Source organism: Ralstonia sp. 22111, assembly GCF_052045895.1.
Lineage (GTDB): Bacteria > Pseudomonadota > Gammaproteobacteria > Burkholderiales > Burkholderiaceae > Ralstonia > Ralstonia wenshanensis.
The window spans coordinates 127,547-147,500 of the sequence record NZ_JBQEPR010000008.1; the positions used below are offsets into that span (position 1 = coordinate 127,547).

Genomic DNA, 19,954 nt, shown 5'->3' on the forward strand with positions numbered 1-19,954 from the left:
CGCCATGACCCAGACTGATTTGAATTCCAATCCCAACACCACACCCACACTGCGCGACCAGGTCATCATCGTGACCGGCGCGGGGCGCGGGCTGGGCGCCGCCATCAGCCGCGTGCTCTCTGCCGAAGGCGCCACGGTGGTGGCCACCGATCACGATGCCGGCACCGCGGACCGCACCGCCGCCGAGCTGATCGCCGAGGGCAGCCAGTCGCATGCCATTGCGCTGGACGTGGGCGACGAAGCGGCCGTACGCGGCGCGCTCGATGAAGTGGTCGATCGCTTTGGCCGCTTGGATGCCGTCATCAACAATGCGGCCATCGATATCACGCTGCCCATTGATGAACTGAACGTCGAAGACTGGGACCGCGTGGTGCGCACCAACCTGCGCGGCCCGTTCCTGCTGGCCAAGCACGCCAGCGTGCTGATGCGCAAACGCGCGAGCGGCGCCATCGTCAACATTGCCTCGACCGCATCGCGCCGTGCGTGGCCGAATGCGTCGGTCTACCACGCCACCAAATGGGGGCTGCTGGGGTTGTCGCATGCGCTGCATGCCGAGCTGCGCCCGCACGGCATCAAGGTCTCTGCCGTGATTGCCGGCGGCATGCGCACGCCGTTCCTGCTCGACCGCTTTCCCGATATTGATGTGAACAATCTGCAGGACCCGGCCAACGTGGCCGCCGCCGTGCGCTTCGTGCTGCTGCAGCCGCCCGAGACGGTCATCCCGGAAGTGATGGTGCTGCCGATGCGGGAGACGTCATGGCCCTGATGCGCGCGCCGTTGCGGCTGCGACCAAGCCCCGCCGTCTTTCTCGACAAGGACGGCACGCTGCTCGAAGACGTGCCCTACAACGTCGACCCCGCGCGCATCGCATTGGCACCCGGGGCGGGAGAAGGTCTGCGCATGCTGGCCGCCACCGGCCTGCCGCTCATCGTGGTCAGCAACCAGCCCGGCGTGGCGCTGGGCTACTTTTCCGAGGAGGCGCTCGACGCCGTAGCCCTGCGGCTGGGCGAGCTGTTCGCGCTGCACGGTGCCACGCTCAGCGGCTTCTACTTCTGCCCGCACGTGCCGGCAGACGATGGCAGCGTCAATTGCGCCTGCCGCAAGCCGGCCGATGGCCTGTTGCGCCAGGCAGCGGCCGCACACAGCCTCACGCTGGAAGGCTCGTGGATGATCGGCGACATCCTCAACGACGTGGAGGCCGGCCGGCGCGCGGGGTGCCAGACCATCCTGATCGCCAATGGCAACGAGACGCTGTGGCAGCCGGGGCCGCTGCGCGTACCGGACTACATCGTCGGGCGCTTTGACGAGGCGGCTGCCATCGTGATTGCACAGCAGGGCTGGCACGCGGCCCACACGCAACACCTGAGGGCGGTCGCATGATCCCAGCCGGCATTCCCGAGCGCCGCGCCGTGTGGGCCAACGCGAGCCGCATCCTGTGTGTGCGGCCCGACAACCTGGGCGACGTGGTGATGACCACGCCCGCCTTCCACGCGCTCAAGGCCGACCAGCAAACGCGCCACGCGAGCCGTCATCTCACGTTGCTGACATCGCGCTCGGGCGCCACGGCCGCACCGCACCTGTCCGACATCGACGATGTGATCATCTGCGACGTGCCGTGGGCCAAGCATGCCACCGCGGCCGACGCCGACCAGACGCGCGCACTGGTCGACACCTTGCACGACGGCGCGTTCGACGCGGCAGTCATTTTTACCGTGCACACGCAGAATCCGTTGCCGGCCGCCATGCTGTGCTTTCTGGCGGGCATTCCGCTGCGTCTCGCGCATTGCCGCGAGAACCCGTACGCGTTGCTGACCGACTGGATTGCCGACCCCGATGCACGCATTGCCGCCACCGCCCCTGGCGACGTGCGCCACGAGGTGCGCCGCCAACTGGACCTCGTGCAGCACGTGACCGACGTGGCTGCGCATCTGCCGCATCGGCTGCGCTTCAACGTACCCGCGGCGGACCGCGACGCCGTGCGCGCCAAGCTGGCCGAGCGGGGCGTGACCACGGATACGCCGTGGATCGTTCTGCACCCGGGCGCGACCGCGGCCTCACGGCGCTATCCGCCCGATCGCTTTGCGCATATCGCCTGCACGCTGGCAAACCGCTATGGCTGCCCGGTGCTGGTGACCGGTGCGCCCACCGAAGCGGAACTGGTGCAGCAGGTATGCCTGCCGGGGCTGATTGCCGGGCAGCGCGTGCTGAACCTGGCCGGCGCGCTCACGCTGGGCGAGCTGGCCGCTCTCATCGAAGGTGCGGCGCTGCTGGTGTCCAACAACAGCGGCCCCGTGCACTTGGCCGCCGCCACGCAGACACCGGTGGTCGATCTCTACGCGCTGACCAATCCGCAGCACACGCCATGGGCCGTGCCGCACGCGGTGCTCTCGCACCAGGTGCCTTGCCGCTATTGCTACCGCAGCGTGTGCCCGCTCGGCCATCAGGCTTGCCTGACCGGCGTGACGGAAGAGGAAGTGGTGGCCGCCGCGCACCCGCTATGGCAGTCGTCGCGCGTGGCGCGGGCGTTATGGCCTGCCCCCGCCATGTCTGCGTTGCCTGAATCGAACGCGCCAACGCCGGTCGCCTGAGCGTTGCGCATGACTTCACCTGACTGAACCGATTGACGGAGCCCCCGCATGGAAGCCAAACCGCGCTACACCCTCGGCATCAACGCGGCGTATCACGATTCTTCCGCTACGCTGGTGCGTGACGGTGTGGTGATCGCCGCCGCTGAAGACGAACGCTTCACGCACGTCAAGCACGCCAAGCGGCCGGTACCCTTTTCCACTTGGCAGCTGCCGTATCACGCCATCGATTACTGCCTGGCCGAAGCCGGTATCGACCTCGCGCGCGTGGACCAGGTCGCCTATTCGCTGGACCCTGCCCTGCTGACCGACCTGCAGGCGCAGACCCATATCGCGCTGCCGCTGCAGCCGTCGGCGCAGATGGATCTGCCGGCCGGCGCCGCGCCGTGGGACCCGCTGTTTCTCTCGTACGTGCTGAACGCCCCCCGCCAGCTTGCCGACGGTGCACCGCATCACCTGCAGGCGCGCTTCGCCAACGTGAAGCACACGGGGCCGTTCCGCTGGTCGTTTGTCGAGCACCACCTGGCGCACGAGGCCAGTGCATTCCTGGCAGCCCCGTTCGACGACTGTGCCGTGCTCACCATGGATGGACGCGGCGAGCGCGCAACGACCTCCTATGGCCTCTTCCGCAACGGCGAATACACGCGCCTGCAGCAGGTGGACTTGCCACACTCGCTGGGCCTGCTCTATGAAGAGGTGACGGACTACCTGGGCTTTCTACGCTCGTCCGACGAGTACAAGGTGATGGCGCTGGCCTCGTACGGGGAGCCGCGCTATGTCGACGCATTTCACGAGATGGTGCGGGTCGAGACGGACGGCCGCTACACCGTGGCACCGCTGCGCCTGGAAGAGCGCTTCGGCCCGCCGCGCCAACGTGGCGGCCCGATGGAACCGCGCCACTTTGACATCGCCCGTTCGCTCCAGCAGGTGCTGGAAGAGACCGTGCTGACGATGAGCCAGTGGCTGCATCAGGCCACGGGCGCGCGCAACCTGGCCATGGCCGGCGGCGTGGCGCTCAACTGCGTGATGAATGCGCGCATCCGCGACCGCGGCCCGTTCGAAAACGTCTGGGTACAACCGGCGGCAGGCGATGCCGGCACGTCGCTTGGCGCAGCGCTATGGACGGACTATCAGACACGCGGCAACAAGCAGCGCCTGTGGAAGATGGACCACGCCTATCTCGGCCCGTCGTATGCCGATGAAGAGATCGAGCAATTCCTCAGATGGTCCAAACTGCCGTTCGAGCGCCTGGACAACATTGCCGAGCAGACCGCCGAGCTGCTGGCGCAAGGGCAGGTGATCGGCTGGTTCCAGGGGCGCATGGAGTTCGGCCCGCGCGCCCTGGGTGCGCGTTCGATCCTTGCCTCGCCCATCCCCGCCGACATGCAGGCGCGGCTCAACGAGATCAAGGACCGCGAGGACTTCCGCCCCGTCGCCCCGGTGGTGATGGAAGAGCGCGCCGCCGACTGGTTTGTCGGAGCGCAATCCGCGCCGTTCATGCTGTTCATCTTTGACGTGCGGGAAGACCGCGCCACGCAGATCCCGGCCGTGCGCCATGTTGACGGCACCGCGCGCGTGCAGACCGTCAACCGCAGGCAGCTTCCGCTGTACTACGACCTGCTGGCTGCGTTCGAGCGTCGCACCGGCGTGCCGATCCTGGTGAACACATCGTTCAATACGCGCGGCGAGCCGATGGTCTGCAGCCCACGCGATGCGGTGGAATCGTTCTGGACGTCGCCGCTCGATGCGCTGGTCATCGGGCCGTTCCTGCTGCGCAAGACGGCCGTGCGCCCGGACCAAACGCAAACACAGGAAGACGGCGCCGTGCGCAATGTCGACGGCTTGCGGCGCGTTCCCGGCCTGGCGGGGGTCGCATGAACCAGCCGATGCCGTTTGACGTGTCGTCCTTGACGCCGACGCAGGCAGCGCCAGCCATGTCGATCGTCATTGCCACATGGCGGCGGCCGCAGATGCTGCAACGCTGCCTGGACGGCCTGCTGGCCCAGACGTTCGACGCGCGCCGGCTGGAGTTGGTGGTGGCTGACGATGGCCCCGACGACGCCACCCGCGCCGTCGTGGACGGCTTTGCCGCAGCGGCCCCCGGCTGGCGTGTGCGGTACGTGCCCGTGCGCGAAACGCAGGGCCCCGCCGCCGCACGCAACCGCGGCTGGCGCGCCGCCACGGGCGACATCATCGCCTTTACCGACGACGACACCATTCCCGCGCCCACATGGCTAGCCGAAGGCTGGCGCATCATGACCACGCCCGAATGCGCTGGCGGTGCCGACGGAAGCGCACCGCCTGACGCCGCGACCGGCGCTGTACGCATGCCGTTGCCCACACGCCCCACCGATTACGAACGCGACGCCAGCGGCCTCACCCGCGCCGAATTCGTCACCGCCAACTGCTTCGTGCGGCGCACGATGCTCGAACGCATCGGTGGCTTTGATGAACGCTTTCGGCTGGCGTGGCGTGAAGACTCCGATCTGCAGTTCCGCATCCTGGATGCGGGCGGGCGCATCGTGCAGGCACCGCGTGCATTGATGCACCACCCGGTGCGGCCTGCGCCGTGGGGCGTAAGCGTGTCTCAGCAGCGCAAGGTGTTTTACGACGCGCTGCTCTACAAGAAGCATCCGCAGCGCTACCGCTCACGCATCCGCCCGGTGCCGCCATGGCATTACTACGCCATGGGCGCCGCCGCGGTGATTGCGCTCGCTGCGCTGGCTGCGCATCTGCCTTGGGTGGCTGCTGCAGCCGCCATGGTCTGGCTGGCGCTCACGCTGCGCTTCACCGCCATGCGGCTGCGCGGTACCGCACACACCGCGCGGCATGTGCTTGAAATGTTTTGGACATCCATCGCCATTCCGCCGCTGGCGCTGTACTGGCGCATTCGCGGTGCATGGCATTTCCGGGTCTGGTTCCTATGACGCCCGCTGCTGAACTCCTGCGCGGCGCACGCCGCATTGCCGTCTTCCGCGCCTTGCAACTGGGCGACATGCTGTGCGCCGTGCCAGCGCTGCATGCGTTGCGGGCCGCTGCGCCACAGGCGCATATCACGCTGGTCGGTCTGCCGTGGGCGTGCCAGTTTCAACAGCGCTATGCCGATCTGCTCGACGACTTTGTCGCCTTTCCGGGCGGCGAGGGCTTTCCGGAAGCCGGGCCCGCCGATGCGGATGCCACACACGCGTTCTATGCCGGGATGCGGGCCCGCTGCCTGGATGTCGCCGTCCAGTTGCACGGCAGCGGGCCGCAATCCACCGAAGTGGTCCGCCAGTTTGGCGCGCACCATGTGTTCGGGTTTCAGCCCAGTGGCGTGATCGCACGGCACGCCAACGCAGGGTTGCTCCCTTGGCCGACGCAGTTGCCCGAGGCGCAACGCCTGCTGGCGTTGCTCAATCACCTGGGGGCACCAGCGGTGCCGGCCACACCGGATTTTCCGCTTGGGCGCGACGACTATGCCGAAGCGCTGGCACTGCTGCGCCATCAAGCCCTGGACCGCGATCGCCTTGTCTGCTTGCACCCCGGCGCCCGCATGCCCACGCGGCGCTGGTGGCCGGAGCGCTTTGCGGCGGTAGCCGACACGCTCATCGTCAGCGGTTTCCATGTGGCGTTCACGGGTGCGCCATCGGAAGCGGCGCTTGTTGAAGAGGTTCGCGGCCACATGCGCCAGCGTTCGGCGTCGGTGGTGGGGCAGACCTCGCTCGGTGGGCTCGCGGCGCTGTTGCGTCTGGCGCGCCTGCTGATCTGCAACGACACCGGCGTCTCGCACGTGGCGGCAGCCGTCCGTGCGCCCAGCCTTGTCATTGCCTGCGGCAGCGACGTGGAGCGCTGGGCGCCGGCGGACCGTACGCTGCACCGCGTGCTGGCGGCACACCCGCCCTGCCGCCCCTGCATGCACTGGACCTGCCCCACGGGCCACGAATGCGCGCGCGATGTGACGGTGCACCAGGTGCTGGATGCGGCGTATGCCGCGCTGTTCGACCCCGATGTGCACCTGCGCGCGTCGCACGCGCCGCAGCCAGCCGACACTCCCACCGCATCGCACACGATCGAGAATTCGACCTCATGAACCACCCGACGCGACAACGCCTGCGTATCCTGACGTGGCACGTGCACGGCAACTACCTGTATTACCTGTCGCAGGTGCCGCACGACTTCTATCTTGTTACGCGCCCGCCCGACGCCTCAGGGCGGGTGCCGCCGGGTTATGCGGGCAAGGTGGGCGCGCTGCCCTGGGGTGACAACGTGCACGAGGTGCCGTTCGACGCCGTTGCGGGGCAGCACTTCGATGCGGTGCTGTACCAATCCCGCGCGCAATGGGAAAGCGATCGGCTGTCGGTGCTGAGTGCCGCGCAGCGCGCGTTGCCGACGATCTATCTCGAACACGATCCGCCCCAGGAACACCCGACCAACACCCGGCACTGGGTGCAAGACCCCAATGTGCTGCTGGTGCACGTGACGCCATTCAACGCGCTGATGTGGGACAGCGGCATCACGCCAACGCGCGTGATCGAACACGGTGTGCACCTGCCCGTGCCGGCGCGCTACAGCGGCGAACTGGAGCGCGGCATCGTCGTCGTCAATCATCTGCACAAGCGCGGGCGCCGGCTGGGTGCAGACGTGTTCCACTCACTGCGCCAGCGCGTGCGGCTCGATCTGGTCGGCATGGGCGCGGAAGAGGCAGGGGGCATCGGTGAAGTGGGCAATCTCGCCCTGCCCGCCTTCTGCGCGCGCTACCGCTTCTTCTTCAACCCGATCCGCTACACCAGCCTGGGACTGGCCGTGGTGGAAGCCATGACGATCGGCATGCCAATCGTCGGGCTGGCCACCACGGAGATGAGCACCGTCATCCGCAACGGCGACAACGGCTACGTCGATACCAGCCCCGATGCGCTGGCCGGCGTCATGCAGACGCTGTTGCGCGACCCGGCACTTGCCCGCCGCTGGGGCGACGCCGCACGCGAGACGGCGCGCACACGTTTCGGCATAGACCGCTTTGTCGCCGATTGGCTGAACGCATTTGCCACCGTCATGGAAAACAGAAGGGAGGCGGCATGAGACACCACGGAGATGCACATCACCCCGGCCACCCCGAACCGCACCACCACTGGCGCGACCAACGCCGCGTGCTGGTCACGGGCGGCGCGGGCTTTCTCGGCTCGCACCTGTGCGACCGCCTGCTGCGCGACGGGCACGATGTGCTGTGCGTCGACAATTTCTACACCGGCACCAAGCGCAATATCGCTCACCTGCTGGGGCACCCGCGCTTCGAAGTGCTGCGCCATGACGTGACCTTCCCGCTGTATGTGGAAGTGGACGACATCTACAACCTGGCCTGCCCCGCCTCACCCATCCATTACCAGCACGATCCGGTGCAGACCACCAAGACGAGCGTGCATGGTGCGATCAACATGCTGGGGCTGGCGAAGCGGGTAGGTGCGCGCATTCTGCAGGCATCCACCAGCGAGGTGTACGGCGACCCGCATGAACATCCGCAAACCGAAAAGTACTGGGGCAACGTCAACCCCATCGGCGTGCGCTCGTGCTACGACGAGGGCAAGCGTTGCGCCGAGACTCTCTTCATGGACTACCGCCGCCAGCATGGCCTCGACGTCAAGGTAGCGCGCATCTTCAACACGTATGGCCCGCGCATGCACCCGAACGATGGGCGCGTGGTCTCCAACTTCATCATGCAGGCGCTGGCCGGCGAGCCCATTACGCTCTATGGCGATGGCCGCCAGACACGGGCCTTCTGCTATGTGGACGATTTGATTGACGCAATGGTGCGGCTGATGAACACGCCGGCGGAATTTGCAGGACCGGTCAACGTAGGAAACCCGGTGGAATTGAGCATGCTCGATATTGCGCGGCAGATTGTGGCTTGCACACGCTCGACATCGGAACTCGTATTCCACCCGCTGCCGCAGGACGACCCGACGCAGCGTTGCCCCGACATCACGCTGGCCCGCGATGTGCTCGGGTGGGAACCCCGCACTGCGCTTGAAGTAGGGCTGGCGCGCACGGTGGAGTATTTCCGGCAGCAGTTCTTCCTCGCGCCGATGCCGGTGCTTGCCTGATGTTCGCGCCGCCAGCCCGCGTTAGCCGACCGACAGCGTGGGGATGGCGCGGCGTCGCTGGCGGTCTGCGTCCATCTGCCGCCACAGCGCCACGGTGGTGGGCTGCACGGTATGCCGGCGCAACAAGGTGCGCGGCAGGCGGACCAACGCGGCGGGCAATGCCTCCGCAAGCACGCCTTGTTCGGCCATCGCACGTATCGCCCGGCCGGTGACCCGCCACGCGAGGTCCAGCGGCAACCGAAGCCAGGCGCTCAGCAACTCGTTGCGCGTGAGCAGCGCCCGTCGCTGCATCACGTCTCGCACCGGCGAGGGGTTGTGGTGCGTGACCACCTCCCGGCAGTAGACGATGCGCCAGCCTGCGTCGACCAGGTCGAGCGCCAGCACGCTTTCTTCGCCGCCGATAAAGAGGTCGCGCCGGTAGCCGCCCGCCTCGGTAAATGCGCGCGTGCGCGCCACGCACGCCCCGGCCATGAAGCCGAGCAGCGCGGGGCCCGGCAGACCGTCGGCAGGCAGTGTGCTGGTGGCCATGGGTTCGCACGCGGTGTCGTCGCGGCGCGTAGGGCCGACCACCACGTGCGCCGCCACCACGCCCACCGACGGATACCGCTGCAGCACATCGACCGCGCGTGCCACGGAGCCCGGGAGCCACGCGGTGTCGTCGTCGCAGAAGGCAACGTACGGTGTATCGACCGAGGCGACGCCAAAGTTGCGGCCAGCCGCGCCGTAGTTGCGCGGCGCACGCACGATGGCGACGTCAGGAAAGCGCGCGGCGATCTGGTCGGCGGTGCCGTCGGTCGAGCCGTTGTCGACCGCCACGATGGGCCAGGGTTCATCCAGGGCGGCCAACTTCTCCAGCGTCTCCAGCACAGTGGCCGCCCGGTTATATGTGAGCACGACGATGGAACACGGTGCCTGGGCCCGACGGGCGTCATCCAACGGTTGCATGATCGGATTCTCCTTGCTTGGATTCCAGCAGCCAGAAGCGTTCAGGCTGGTGCAGATCTTCCACACCACCTGGCCCAAAGGCGCGCAACTGACTGGCGTAACAGGCGACGGCGCGGCGCTTCTGACGGCCATCGGCCGCCGTGGTGGGCGACACGGGCGTGGCAACAATGCCCTGGGCCGCCAGCGCAACGATGCGTTCCTGCACGACGCCGCGCCCGCGCCGGTACAGCGCATCTTCGTAGCCGATCCAGAGGCGCTCCGGCAGCTTGTGCATCAGCATCAGGGCCGCTTCGTGCACAAGCACGTGATCGCTGTGAAACAGCCCCAGCGGCACGAATACCGCATCTGCCGTGCGCTTTTCCACCAGGCGGTACAGCGCGCGCTCCAGCTCCGTTACGGTAGGCGTCTGCCCGTACTGGCTGTCGCAGAAGCCGAGATGGTGAACGGTGGCGCTCACCTGCGCGTGGGCCTGTGCGTCTTCCTGCCGGCGCGCGGCCACCGCTTCGTTGGAATCGGCAAAGCCCGCGTCGCGATCCCACACCGTCGACACGGGCGTGGCAGGTGCGCCGCCAAACACGGTGACGGTGCGACTGCCGTGATGCGCAGCCAGCAGGGCGCCGCACGAGAAGATCGCGTCGTCAAAGTGCGGCGAGATCACCAGCACCGGCCCAAGGCGGGCGACACGATCGTGCAGCTCGCGGCTCATGCCCGTGAGGCGCGGGGCGTGCGAGCGCCGTCAGTGGCTTGCGGGCCCAGCTTGACCTTCAACCAGCCGGGCTGGCGCGTGTCGAAGACGCGGTATGTGCCGCGCACGAAGTGCGGATTCGTGCCGCAGATGGCGTTGGTTGGTTCGCGCCGTGTCGGCTCGGGCACGTCTTCCAGACGGATGTCACCGATGCCGTGAAATACGACAGCTTTCATGATTGACCCCTGGTTGGTGAACAGGACACCGCGCCTGTTGCGCGGTTTTGCCCAAGACACGCAACCCCGGTGCCTGCGCAGGCCGACTGCCCTTTTTACGACCCCTGCACAGCCAGCGCAAAGAACAGCAAGGTACTGGCGCACATGCACAGGGTCGCCACCCAAGCGGTGCCATGCAGCAGCCGTGAGCTGGGGAACGGCCCCATCACGCCTTTGCGGCGCGACATCAACTGCAGCATCACCATGACGGGCGTAGCCGCCACGCCATTGAGCACCGCAGCCCAATACAGCAGCTTGAACGGCTCGATGGGCAGGAACACCATCACCGTGGCCACCGCCATCACAAGCGCCAGGAACAGGTAGAACTTGGGCGCACGGTGCACCTTGGCCTCCAGGCTGCTGTGCCACTGGAAAGCCTCGGCGGCGGCATAGGCGGCGGAGCCCGCCAGCACCGGCACAGCCAGCAGCCCCGTGCCGATCACGCCCAGGGCAAACAATGCCTGCGCAAAGCGGCCGGCCACGGGCTTGAGCGCTTCAGCGGCCTGGGCGCAGGTCTCGATCTGCGTCACGCCGTGCGTGTGCAGCGCGTAGGCGGCCGTCAACATGATGCAGAAGGCGATCAGCGCCGACACCACCATCCCGACCGTTGTGTCGATGCGGATGCGTGCGAGCTGGTCCTTCGCCTGCCACGGCGCTTTCTTGAGCGGTGCTTCGTCTTCGGCCAGCCGCGTCTCTTCCACTTCGCCTGCGGCCTGCCACACAAACAGATAGGGGCTGATGGTGGTGCCGAACACGGCGACGAGCGTCATTGCATAGTCTTTCGACCAATGCAGCCGGGGGACCACGGTGTCGTGCAACGCGTGCGCCCAGTCCACCTTCACGACAAACGCCGTGGCCACGTATGCCAGCAGCGACAGCGCGGTCCATTGCAGATAGCGCGCATAGCGGCGGTACGGCATCCACACTTGCAGCACGAGCGTGAAGACGGCAAACAGGCACGCATACCACGCTGTCGAGCCCCCCAGTAGCAGGCGCACGCTGTCGCCCATGGCCGCGATGTCGGCGCCCACATTGATGATGTTGGCAAGCGTCACCAGCGCGACAAACGCATAGGCAAGCCACGGCGACTGATGCCGCCGGATGTTTGCAACCACGCCCCGGCCCGACACACGCCCCAAGCGCGCGCTGACGAGCTGGATGGAAATCATCAGGGGCAGCGTCAGCAACAGCGTCCACAGCATGCCGGTACCCATTTGCGCACCGGCTTGCGCATAGGTGGCGATCCCGCTCGGGTCGTCATCCGCGGCGCCCGTGATAAGGCCGGGCCCCAGCCGGCGGTACCACGGGGCGTCGTCTGCGGCGGGCACGTTGCGCTCAGCTGCGGTTATCTGTGGGCGAAGCGCCGGGCGTCTGGTCTCCGGGGTCGTGCAGCTTGTCGCGCGTAATGCCAGGCGGCACCTCGCCCTGGCGCATGCGCCGCAGCGTGTCGTGCGGGCTCTGCGGCTTGGGTGCCGTGCTGCCGGTGCGGCCCACCTCCGCATTGGCCGGCCGGTCCCCCGGCTTGCGGTGCGAATCAGCCTGTTCCCAATCAGCCTTGCGTTGTTCGGCGTCTCGGTTTTCCTGCTGTTGCTTGTCTCGCATGGTTGGCTCCAGTGTGGGTGTGCGGGTGTGCAAAATCAGCGGCGTTTGCGGATCAGGCTGACCTGTCCGTTGCGCTCCAGAATGGCGGCCTCCACATCCTCCAGCGTGCGTGAGCCCAGGGTCTGGCGCACGCTCTCCTGCAAATCGCCCACGGTGATGAGCGCGGCATCCATCTGGCCTTGGTCGAAGCGCCCTTCCCGATAGATCTCGCGTTCGCGGCCCGCGATGAGCCGGTCGAGCTTCGGCAGCCGCACGCACGCCCAGCCCAGCAGGCGGTGCAACGCCACCAGTGCGAGCGACGCCGACACCGTGGCCACAAACGGCGACGCGCCGACAATCGCGCGACTCAGCGTCGCCCCCAACAACACGGCGACAACGAAGTCGAACGGCGCACGCTGCCCGAAAGAGCGCCGGCCCGACAGGCGCACCAGCGCCAGCCCAATGGCGAACACGACCACCGCGCGCATCGCGGTTTGCAGCGGGTTGAGATCCTTGCCTTCGCCAAACAGGAACAGCAGCGTGTCCATGGCGCCTCCCGTGGTCGATGTGGAGTCTGTTCCACCAGCAGAGCAAGCGGCGTGCCGCGCGGCATGCGCACGCGAGTGCATCTCACGCCGCGTTCAGGGCGCAATGGCATGCCGTGTGCTGAAAGCCGGTGTATCCACCCTCTCATAGCGAGCCCGCCATGCCAGACCAGCCACAGCAGCAACCGCCACAGCATCAAGACCGCCAGCCCGGCGCCGAGAGCGACATGACGCCACGCCCGCGCGCCGAAATGGAGAACTACATCGGCAGCGGCAAGCTGGCAGACAAGGTGGCCATCGTCACCGGCGGCGACAGCGGCATCGGGCGCGCGGTGGCCATCGGCTTCGCCAAGGAAGGCGCCGACGTGCTGATCGCCTACCTGGACGAACACGACGACGCCAACCAGACCTGCCGCCTCGTCCGCGCGACCGGCCGCCGCTGCGAAGCCATTGCCGGCGACCTGGGCGACGAAGCGCATGCCCGTGCGGTAGTCACGCAGGCGGTGGCCATGTTCGGCAAGATCGACCTCGTGGTCAGCAATGCCGCAGAACAGCACCCGCAGCAAAGCCTGGCCGACATCGATGCCGCTCAACTGGAGCGCACGTTCCGCACCAACGTCTTTGCGATGTTCTATTTGATCCGTGCCGCGTTGCCGCACCTGCATGAAGGCGCGCGCATCATCACGACCACGTCTGTGACGGCGTTCCGCGGCAGCGGCCATCTGGTGGACTACGCCGCCACCAAGGGCGCGATCGTGGCGTTCACGCGCTCACTGGCGCAGCAATTGGCGGACAAGGGCATCCTGGTGAACGCCGTGGCGCCGGGGCCGATCTGGACACCGTTGATTCCGTCCACCTTCGATGCCGAGCACGTCGCCAAATTCGGCAGCAAGGAGCCACTAGGCCGGGCCGGTCAGCCGGATGAAGTGGCACCCTGCTACATCTTTCTGGCGTCTGCCGATGCGAGCTACATGACGGGGCAGACGCTGCATCCGAATGGGGGGGAGATCGTCAATGGGTGACGGAGCGCCTCCCCGCCCTTCATCAAAACGCCGTCCGCATTCCCACCATCGCGCCGAGCTGGTTCACGCCCTTGGCAGGCGTGGTGCCGCCGCCTCCGCCGCTGACGGAATATTGCGCGTTAGCGCTGTTCCAGAGATAGCCCGTCTGCGCGTACAACGCGGTCCGCTTGGACAACGCATAAACGCCGCGCACCACAGCCATCGTCGCGCTGCGGCTCTGATCAGCATTGACGAGGCGGATCAGGCCGGCATCCAGCGTGAGCGCGCCCGTGAGTGGATAGCTGCCGTTGACGAAATACAGGTTCGAGCGCACGTCGCCGGCAACGGCCTGCACGTGGCGACCGATCCAGCCGACGCCAAGCTTGGCGTTACCGAGTTTCACGTAGCCGTTGGCGACGATGCGGCGGTCTTTGTCACCCGCATCGGTAAGCGCGATGGGCGCGCTGCCGTTGAAGAACGATGCGGTGGCGCCGGTGCCGCCGCGCTGCTCTTCATAAGCGCCGGCCACGCCAAAGGTGGCCGCGTCGTACTTCACCATGGCCGACATGGCACGGCACGCCGATGCATTGCCCGCCACCTCCCCCGCGCAGGTGCCGGAGGCCGGCACACCGCCCGCCGCATCACGCCCGAACGAATACGTAGCGCCCACTGTCAGGCCGCTGAAGGTGCCTTTGTAAGCGATGGTGTTGTCTGTGCGGGCGTTGGGAATGTACGCGTCCAGTGAGCCGATGGCGTATTGGCTGGGGCCGAGGATGTCGGCATCGGCCAGCGACAGAAACACCATGCTGTACTGCCGCCCCAGCGTGACGGTGCCGTAATCGCTTGCGAGCCCGACCCATGCCTGCCGACCGAACAGGCGGCCGCCCTGGCCGGAGGTGCCGGTGTCGGTGTTGAAACCGCTTTCCAGCGTGAACACGGCCTTCATGCCGTTGCCCAGGTCTTCAGCGCCGCGCAGGCCCCAGCGCGAGGGCAGCGTGCCCGTCACCGACGGGATGCGCGTGAGGCCGTTGCCGTTGGCATTGGCGTGGCTCACGTATTCGATGCCGGTATCAATCAGGCCGTAGAGCGTGACGCTCTGCGCGTTGGCCGCGCCGCTGGCGAGTGCGCTCGTGGCCGCTGCCAGTGCGAGACAGTGCGTGCGCAAGGTGGTGGTTTGCATGTGGGGCCCCTCCTAGGGTCGAGCCGGTCCCGCCCCCCATGTCTGGCGAGCCGGCAGTTTGGAATACGTGGGAAGGCGCCATCCGGGCGGACGGCGCGGAAAATGAATCGCTGTGTCAGTCCTGCACGCGCGGCCGCTTGAGCAGCAGCAGCGCGGCCAGCGCCGCGATGATGGTGACCGGGATGCTGGCGCCGATGATGGTGGTGGCGTGCTGCCCCATCGCCAGCAACTGGCCCGCCAGCAGCGGCCCTGCGATCGAGCCGAGCCGGCCCACCGCCACCGCCGCGCCCACGCCGGTGCCGCGCACGACGGTCGGGTAGTACGCCGCTGCCAGCGCATACAGCACCGACTGCGCGCCAATCACGAACAGCCCGGCCATGAAGGCACCGGCCGACATCGACGCCATACCGCCCGCCGCGGCCAGCAACGACAGCGCCGCGATGATGCCGACATACATGCCCGACACCACCCAGCGTGGGCGCGCCGCGTCCATCAGCATGCCGATGCCCAACGCACCTGCGCCACCGCCGATGTTGAACAGGATCTGCACCATGCCCACCTGCGGCCGGCTCAGCCCCTGCGCGGCCATCAGCGAAGGCAGCCAGTTGAGCAGGAAATACAGCACGATCAGCGTGAAGAAATAGCTGACCCACAGGAACAGCGTGGCGGCCGTGCGGCGCTCGCCAAACAGCGCCCATGACACGGGCGGCGGTTGGATGGCGCCACGCTGTGCGCTGTCGAACCGGCGCGATTCCTGCAGCGTCAGCAGCAGCGGCACCACCACCAGCGGGCCGAAGCCGCCCACGTAAAAGATGTGGCGCCAGCCGGAATCGCCCGCGCTCAACATGCCGACCACCGCGGCGATGGCGCCGCCAAACGGGATGCCGCAATACATGACGCTCACGGCGGTGTTGCGCAGGCGTGTGGGTACTGCCTCAGCACACAGCGCGATCAGGTTGGGCATGGCGGCACCCAGGCCGATGCCGGTTGCCACGCGGATCATCAACAGGCTGTTGAAATCCCACACGTGCGCGGTGGCGATCGAAAAGATGCCGAACAGCGCCGTCGCCAGGATCAGCACGCGCTTGCGGCCGATGCGATCGGCCAGGCGGCCACCCAGCATGGCCCCCGGCAACAGGCCGAACGTGCCGGCGCTGAATGCCAGGCCCATCTGCCCGACCGACAGGCCGAACTCACGCGCCATGCGCGGCGCAGCCACGCCGATGGATTGCAGATCAAGCCCCTCAAGCAGCGCAACGATGAAGCACAGCGCTAGTGTCATGGCGACACCGGGGCCAACGTTCTCCCGGCTCAACGTCGTGGTGGTGGTTTGCATGGCGTCTCCTTCCGGATGTTGGGCGGCCGTCATTGGCAACTGAAGCTCGAGGCATCGTTGATGTTGCCGGTGCCCGTATAGCGGGCGTTCTTCGGGTAGGCGCACAGCGGGCGCGTGCGGTCGTGGCCGGCTGCATTCCAGTCGCTGGGCACTTCGGCATTGGGCACGGCGTTGGCTGGGCCGCGCGCCGTGGCGACCACGCTGTCGGGCGCCACGCCGTGTTCCACCCAGGCCACTAGCGGCGTGAGCATGTCGAACTGGTCGGCGGTCGGCCCGCCCGCGCAGTGGTTCATGCCAGGCACCGGATAGAAGCGCGCGAAGTTGCTGGCATCGCCGCCGTTGGCAGCAGCCAAGCGCTGGTACCAGTCGGTCGTGTCGTCGGACGAGAACACCGGGTCGCTCGTGCCGTGATAGACCATCAGCTTGGCGCCGCGCCCCTTGAGCGTGCCCAGGTTGGTCTCATCGGGCGGCGTCATGAACGACCAAGCGGATTCTGTGTACGTGGCGTCGGTGGCGAAGATCTTCGGCGCGTCGGTATCCATGTTGAACGCCAGGCCATACGCGGTGAGCGACGTGATGGCCGACGCCGGCTGCGGCGTGGTCGTAAACACGAACGCCAGGGCGGCGGGGTCGAGCTGAATCGAGTTGCCCTGCTTCCAGGCCGCCCAGTTGCTGCCGCTGATGCCGGCGTCAAATGAAAAGCCCGAGTACAACGCCTGCCCTGCGCTGTTGTGCGCGCCGGCAAACAGATTGGCCATCACGGTCTTCTGCGCGGCGGTGAGGCAGGTGCCGTCACGTGCGCCGGTGCAGGTCGGCACATCGTTGGCGAGGCTGAAGGCGGTCTGGCAGGCCTTGAGGTTGTTGATCATGCCGTCGGTCGTGCCATCCAATGCATCGCACTTCGCGAGCACGTGGCTGGCCACCATGGCGCGCTCCGTGGGGCTGAGCGATGTGGTGATATCCGGGTAACCGGCACTGGTGTTGGCTGTCGCCACCGTCGCGAGCTGCTGCGCGCTGTACACCTCGTTGATGGCCGCCTTGGGCAGATGGAAGCCCGGATCGCCGGCCACGATGCCGTCATACGCATTGGCCGAACGTGCAGCGGCCACCATCGCGTGACGCCCGCCGTTGGAGCACCCGCCAAAGTAGCTGCGGTCGGGCGCCTTGCCGTACACCTGCGCGATCATCGACTTGGCCATCGGCGTAAGTGTGGCGACGGCGTTGTAGCCGTAGTCGAGGCGGGCCTGCGGATCGCGCCCGAACAGCGGCACCTGGCTGCCGTTATGCCCCGCGTCCGAACTGATGACGGCAAACCCGGAGCCCAGCGCACTGCTGATGGGACCGCCGCCGAGCGTGCCGAGCGCAGTAACCACCGAGCCATCCAGCCCGCCGTTGGCCTGGTAGTAGAACCGGCCGTTCCACGCCTTGGGCAGGCGCATTTCAAAACCGATGGCGTAGGTCTTGCCATCCACCGGGCTCACCCGCGTGTTCATGGTGCCGGTGATCAGGCAGTGCTCGGGCACGGCGTTGCCGCCCACGCTCAACGTGCCTGCCGCCACGGTCGAGATGGCGGTGATGCTGGTGTTGGCAAAACTGAGCTTGCCGGCAAAACTCTCGCACGCGCTGGCGAGATTCAACCCCGTAGCGGGCGTGAGCTGTGGCAGTTGCGATGCCTGCGACGTTGATGCGTCGCCTGTGCTGTCGTCGTTGCAGCCGGCGCAGCTCAGCGCGAGGGCGAGCGCGGCCAGCGCCATGCCCCGTGACATGACGGTCTTCATGTGTCTTCTCCTGGGTGGATGAACCGGTCTTTGCCGGTTGGTCGGATTGCTGCGTTGGAATCAGCCCGCGCGGATGACAGCGGGATCGCCATCGCGATACAGCGTGTCGACCTGCTCGGCACGGTGGGCCAGCACGGCGCGCTGGTTGAGCGTGCCCTTGTCGGTGATCTCGCCCCGGTCCAGCGATGGGGGAGCGTCAAGCAACAGCAGCCGCGCCACGCGCGTCGCACTGCCGGTGGCCGTGGCGTTCAGCTCGTGCAGCAGCGCGGCAAATGCGGCGCGCACGGCGGGGGCGGCCAGCACTTCGGCTGTGCTCGCGGCGGGCGGCAGGCCAGACAGGCCGCGGCATCGCTCCATTTGCGGAAACACCAGCAAGCCGATGTCGTCACGGTTCATGCCGGCAATCACCACGTCCTGCACATACGGCGCGCCCGCTGCAATCACGCGGGCGCGCAATGGCCCCACGCTCACGAAGGTGCCGGAGCTGAGCTTGAAGTCCTCCGCGATGCGGCCATCGAAGACGAGGCCTTTCTCGGGGTGCTCCGGATCGTAGAAACGCAGCGCGTCGCCGCTGCAGTAGTAGCCGTCTTCATCGAAGACCGGCGCGGCAGGCTCTTCGCCCAGGCGCCAGTAGCCACGCATGACGTGCGGGCCGCGAAAGCGCGCCTCCAGCTTGTCGCCCACGGGCACGAGCTTGAGTTCGCAGCCCGGCGCCGGGGTGCCGACATAGCCCGAGCGCATGATCGGCGCTGTGGTGAACAGGCAGCACGGCGAGGTCTCGGTCATGCCCAGGCCGGCCATGATGCGGATGCGCTCGCCACAGTGCTGGCCGGTGACGCGCTCCAGCCTGTCCCATGACTCTTGCGACAGCCCGGCACCGCCAAAGAAGTACAGCTTCACGCGGGAGAAGAAAGTCTCGCGCAGGGCCGGGTCCCGTTCCAGCGCCAGCGCGAGTTCTTCCCACCCCTTGGGCACGTTGAAATACGCCGTGGGCGCGATCTCGTGCAGGTTGCGCAGGGTCTCGTCGAATTTGCCGGGCAACGGGCGGCCGTCATCGATGTAAAGCGTGCCGCCGTTGTAAAGCACGATGCCGACGTTGTGGCTGCCGCCAAAGGTGTGGTTCCAGGGCAACCAGTCCACCAGCACCGGCGGCTCCTTGGCAAATTCGGGAATGGTCTGGCGCAGCATCTGCTGGTTGCTGCACAGCATGCGGTGCGTGGTCGGCACTGCTTTGGGCACGCGCGTCGAGCCGGAGGTGAAGAGCACCTTGACCAGCGTATCGGGACCGGTCGCGGCCTGTGCGGCGTCTGCGGTCGTTACGGGCGTCTGCAGCAGCGTGTCGAAGGCTGTAGCGCTGCGCCCCCGCAGTACGCCGTCGCGCGTGATGACCTCCACGCCCTCCGGCACCACCGCATCGATGGCTTTGGCGAACGCTGCGCCATCTGCTGCATAGACGAGCCCCGGTGTGAGCACGTCGAACACATGCCGCAGCTTGCCGAAATCCGTCGACACCAATGCATACGGCGGCGACACCGGCGCATACGGCACACCCGCCCACATGGCGCCCAGCGCCAGCTGCAAGTGCTCAAGATCATTGCCGGACAGAATCGCCAGCGGGCGCTCGGTGCTGACACCGCGATCCAGCAGCGCCTGGCCGATGGCGCGGGCGCGCTCCAGCATCTCGCGATACGTCAGCTTGATCCACGCGCCGTCGGCTCCACGGCGTGCAGCCAGCACGCGATCCGGGTGACGCTGCGCGCCCGCGACCAGGCAGTCGGTCATGCGCGGCGGATGCTCGGCCAGCGCTTCGGTATTGCGCACGTACCAGACACCGCGGTCGCGCGCGTCCATCTCGCAACGCGCAGGCGCATCGCTCACGGCAACCTGCCTGTAGGGGTGATTTGGCACACCTGCCGGGGGCGGCGAGTGATGCCCGGTTTGAACCTGCGGGCCCTGAGCCTGCATT

Annotated in this window: 18 protein-coding genes and 1 pseudogene; 9 read left to right on the forward strand and 10 right to left on the reverse strand. The window is 67.3% G+C overall.

Annotated features, from left to right (window positions below):
* Positions 1–4 precede the first annotated feature (4 nt).
* The 8 genes from ACTJK4_RS19650 to ACTJK4_RS19685 are packed head-to-tail and all read left to right on the forward strand — an operon-like array spanning position 5 to position 8,662.
* Entirely contained in the window at positions 5–766 is a 762-nt protein-coding gene (locus ACTJK4_RS19650; RefSeq protein ID WP_232038919.1) for an SDR family oxidoreductase, read from the forward strand.
* Positions 757–1,380 (forward strand): D-glycero-alpha-D-manno-heptose-1,7-bisphosphate 7-phosphatase, encoded by a 624-nt coding sequence (locus tag ACTJK4_RS19655; RefSeq protein ID WP_440818734.1) that lies wholly within the window; start codon positions 757–759, stop codon positions 1,378–1,380. The genes ACTJK4_RS19650 and ACTJK4_RS19655 overlap by 10 nt, the downstream gene beginning before the upstream one ends.
* Positions 1,377–2,588, forward strand: a complete 1,212-nt coding sequence (waaF, locus tag ACTJK4_RS19660; protein ID WP_440818735.1) for a lipopolysaccharide heptosyltransferase II — start codon at positions 1,377–1,379, stop codon at positions 2,586–2,588. The genes ACTJK4_RS19655 and waaF overlap by 4 nt, the downstream gene beginning before the upstream one ends.
* 48 nt (positions 2,589–2,636) lie before the next feature.
* Positions 2,637–4,463, forward strand: a complete 1,827-nt coding sequence (locus ACTJK4_RS19665) for a carbamoyltransferase family protein (protein WP_440818736.1) — start codon at positions 2,637–2,639, stop codon at positions 4,461–4,463.
* The gene (locus tag ACTJK4_RS19670; protein ID WP_440818737.1) at positions 4,460–5,512 is read left to right on the forward strand and encodes a glycosyltransferase family 2 protein; all 1,053 of its coding nucleotides are present in this window, start codon (positions 4,460–4,462) and stop codon (positions 5,510–5,512) included. The genes ACTJK4_RS19665 and ACTJK4_RS19670 overlap by 4 nt, the downstream gene beginning before the upstream one ends.
* Positions 5,509–6,654 (forward strand): glycosyltransferase family 9 protein, encoded by a 1,146-nt coding sequence (locus ACTJK4_RS19675; RefSeq protein WP_316869148.1) that lies wholly within the window; start codon positions 5,509–5,511, stop codon positions 6,652–6,654. Before ACTJK4_RS19670 ends, ACTJK4_RS19675 begins: the two co-directional genes overlap by 4 nt.
* Entirely contained in the window at positions 6,651–7,643 is a 993-nt protein-coding gene (locus ACTJK4_RS19680; protein ID WP_232038913.1) for a glycosyltransferase, read from the forward strand. Before ACTJK4_RS19675 ends, ACTJK4_RS19680 begins: the two co-directional genes overlap by 4 nt.
* Positions 7,640–8,662 carry a UDP-glucuronic acid decarboxylase family protein gene (locus ACTJK4_RS19685; RefSeq protein ID WP_343619916.1) on the forward strand — a complete coding sequence of 341 codons (1,023 nt, stop codon included), beginning with the start codon at positions 7,640–7,642 and terminating at the stop codon, positions 8,660–8,662. The genes ACTJK4_RS19680 and ACTJK4_RS19685 overlap by 4 nt, the downstream gene beginning before the upstream one ends.
* Positions 8,663–8,683: 21 nt before the next feature.
* On the opposite strand, the gene ACTJK4_RS19690 is transcribed toward ACTJK4_RS19685, so the two are convergent.
* From ACTJK4_RS19690 to ACTJK4_RS19715, 6 genes and pseudogenes are all read right to left on the reverse strand, one after another.
* Positions 8,684–9,607: a glycosyltransferase family 2 protein gene (locus ACTJK4_RS19690; protein WP_440818738.1), complete on the reverse strand. Its 924-nt coding sequence runs from the start codon at positions 9,605–9,607 to the stop codon at positions 8,684–8,686.
* Positions 9,591–10,313, reverse strand: a complete 723-nt coding sequence (locus ACTJK4_RS19695) for a PIG-L deacetylase family protein (RefSeq protein ID WP_440818739.1) — start codon at positions 10,311–10,313, stop codon at positions 9,591–9,593. Before ACTJK4_RS19695 ends, ACTJK4_RS19690 begins: the two co-directional genes overlap by 17 nt.
* A 95-nt stretch (positions 10,314–10,408) precedes the next feature.
* A pseudogene (locus tag ACTJK4_RS19700) lies at positions 10,409–10,528 on the reverse strand (glutathione-dependent formaldehyde dehydrogenase); the annotation flags it as partial.
* A 95-nt stretch (positions 10,529–10,623) separates the two neighbouring features.
* Positions 10,624–11,895 carry an Nramp family divalent metal transporter gene (locus ACTJK4_RS19705; RefSeq protein ID WP_440818740.1) on the reverse strand — a complete coding sequence of 424 codons (1,272 nt, stop codon included), beginning with the start codon at positions 11,893–11,895 and terminating at the stop codon, positions 10,624–10,626.
* Between the two features lie 7 nt (positions 11,896–11,902).
* Positions 11,903–12,169: a hypothetical protein gene (locus ACTJK4_RS19710; protein WP_232038907.1), complete on the reverse strand. Its 267-nt coding sequence runs from the start codon at positions 12,167–12,169 to the stop codon at positions 11,903–11,905.
* 35 nt (positions 12,170–12,204) lie between these two features.
* Positions 12,205–12,696, reverse strand: coding sequence for a DUF421 domain-containing protein (locus tag ACTJK4_RS19715; protein WP_440818741.1), 492 nt, complete (start codon positions 12,694–12,696; stop codon positions 12,205–12,207).
* A gap of 158 nt (positions 12,697–12,854) precedes the next feature.
* Here ACTJK4_RS19715 and ACTJK4_RS19720 point away from each other — a divergent pair, with 158 nt between their 5' ends.
* On the forward strand, positions 12,855–13,715 hold the full coding sequence (locus ACTJK4_RS19720) for an SDR family oxidoreductase (RefSeq protein WP_260803503.1): 861 nt from the start codon (positions 12,855–12,857) through the stop codon (positions 13,713–13,715).
* A 22-nt stretch (positions 13,716–13,737) separates the two neighbouring features.
* On the opposite strand, the gene ACTJK4_RS19725 is transcribed toward ACTJK4_RS19720, so the two are convergent.
* The 4 genes from ACTJK4_RS19725 to ACTJK4_RS19740 all read right to left on the reverse strand — a co-directional run bounded on the left by ACTJK4_RS19725 (position 13,738) and on the right by ACTJK4_RS19740 (position 19,953).
* Complete coding sequence (locus ACTJK4_RS19725) at positions 13,738–14,874, reverse strand: porin (RefSeq protein ID WP_440475736.1); 1,137 nt, start codon at positions 14,872–14,874, stop codon at positions 13,738–13,740.
* A 115-nt stretch (positions 14,875–14,989) separates the two neighbouring features.
* Positions 14,990–16,210, reverse strand: a complete 1,221-nt coding sequence (mhpT, locus tag ACTJK4_RS19730; RefSeq protein ID WP_260803505.1) for a 3-(3-hydroxy-phenyl)propionate transporter MhpT — start codon at positions 16,208–16,210, stop codon at positions 14,990–14,992.
* A gap of 29 nt (positions 16,211–16,239) precedes the next feature.
* On the reverse strand, positions 16,240–17,988 hold the full coding sequence (locus ACTJK4_RS19735) for a tannase/feruloyl esterase family alpha/beta hydrolase (RefSeq protein ID WP_440818742.1): 1,749 nt from the start codon (positions 17,986–17,988) through the stop codon (positions 16,240–16,242).
* Between the two features lie 60 nt (positions 17,989–18,048).
* Positions 18,049–19,953 carry a feruloyl-CoA synthase gene (locus tag ACTJK4_RS19740; protein WP_440818772.1) on the reverse strand — a complete coding sequence of 635 codons (1,905 nt, stop codon included), beginning with the start codon at positions 19,951–19,953 and terminating at the stop codon, positions 18,049–18,051.
* Between the last annotated feature and the right edge of the window lies 1 nt (position 19,954).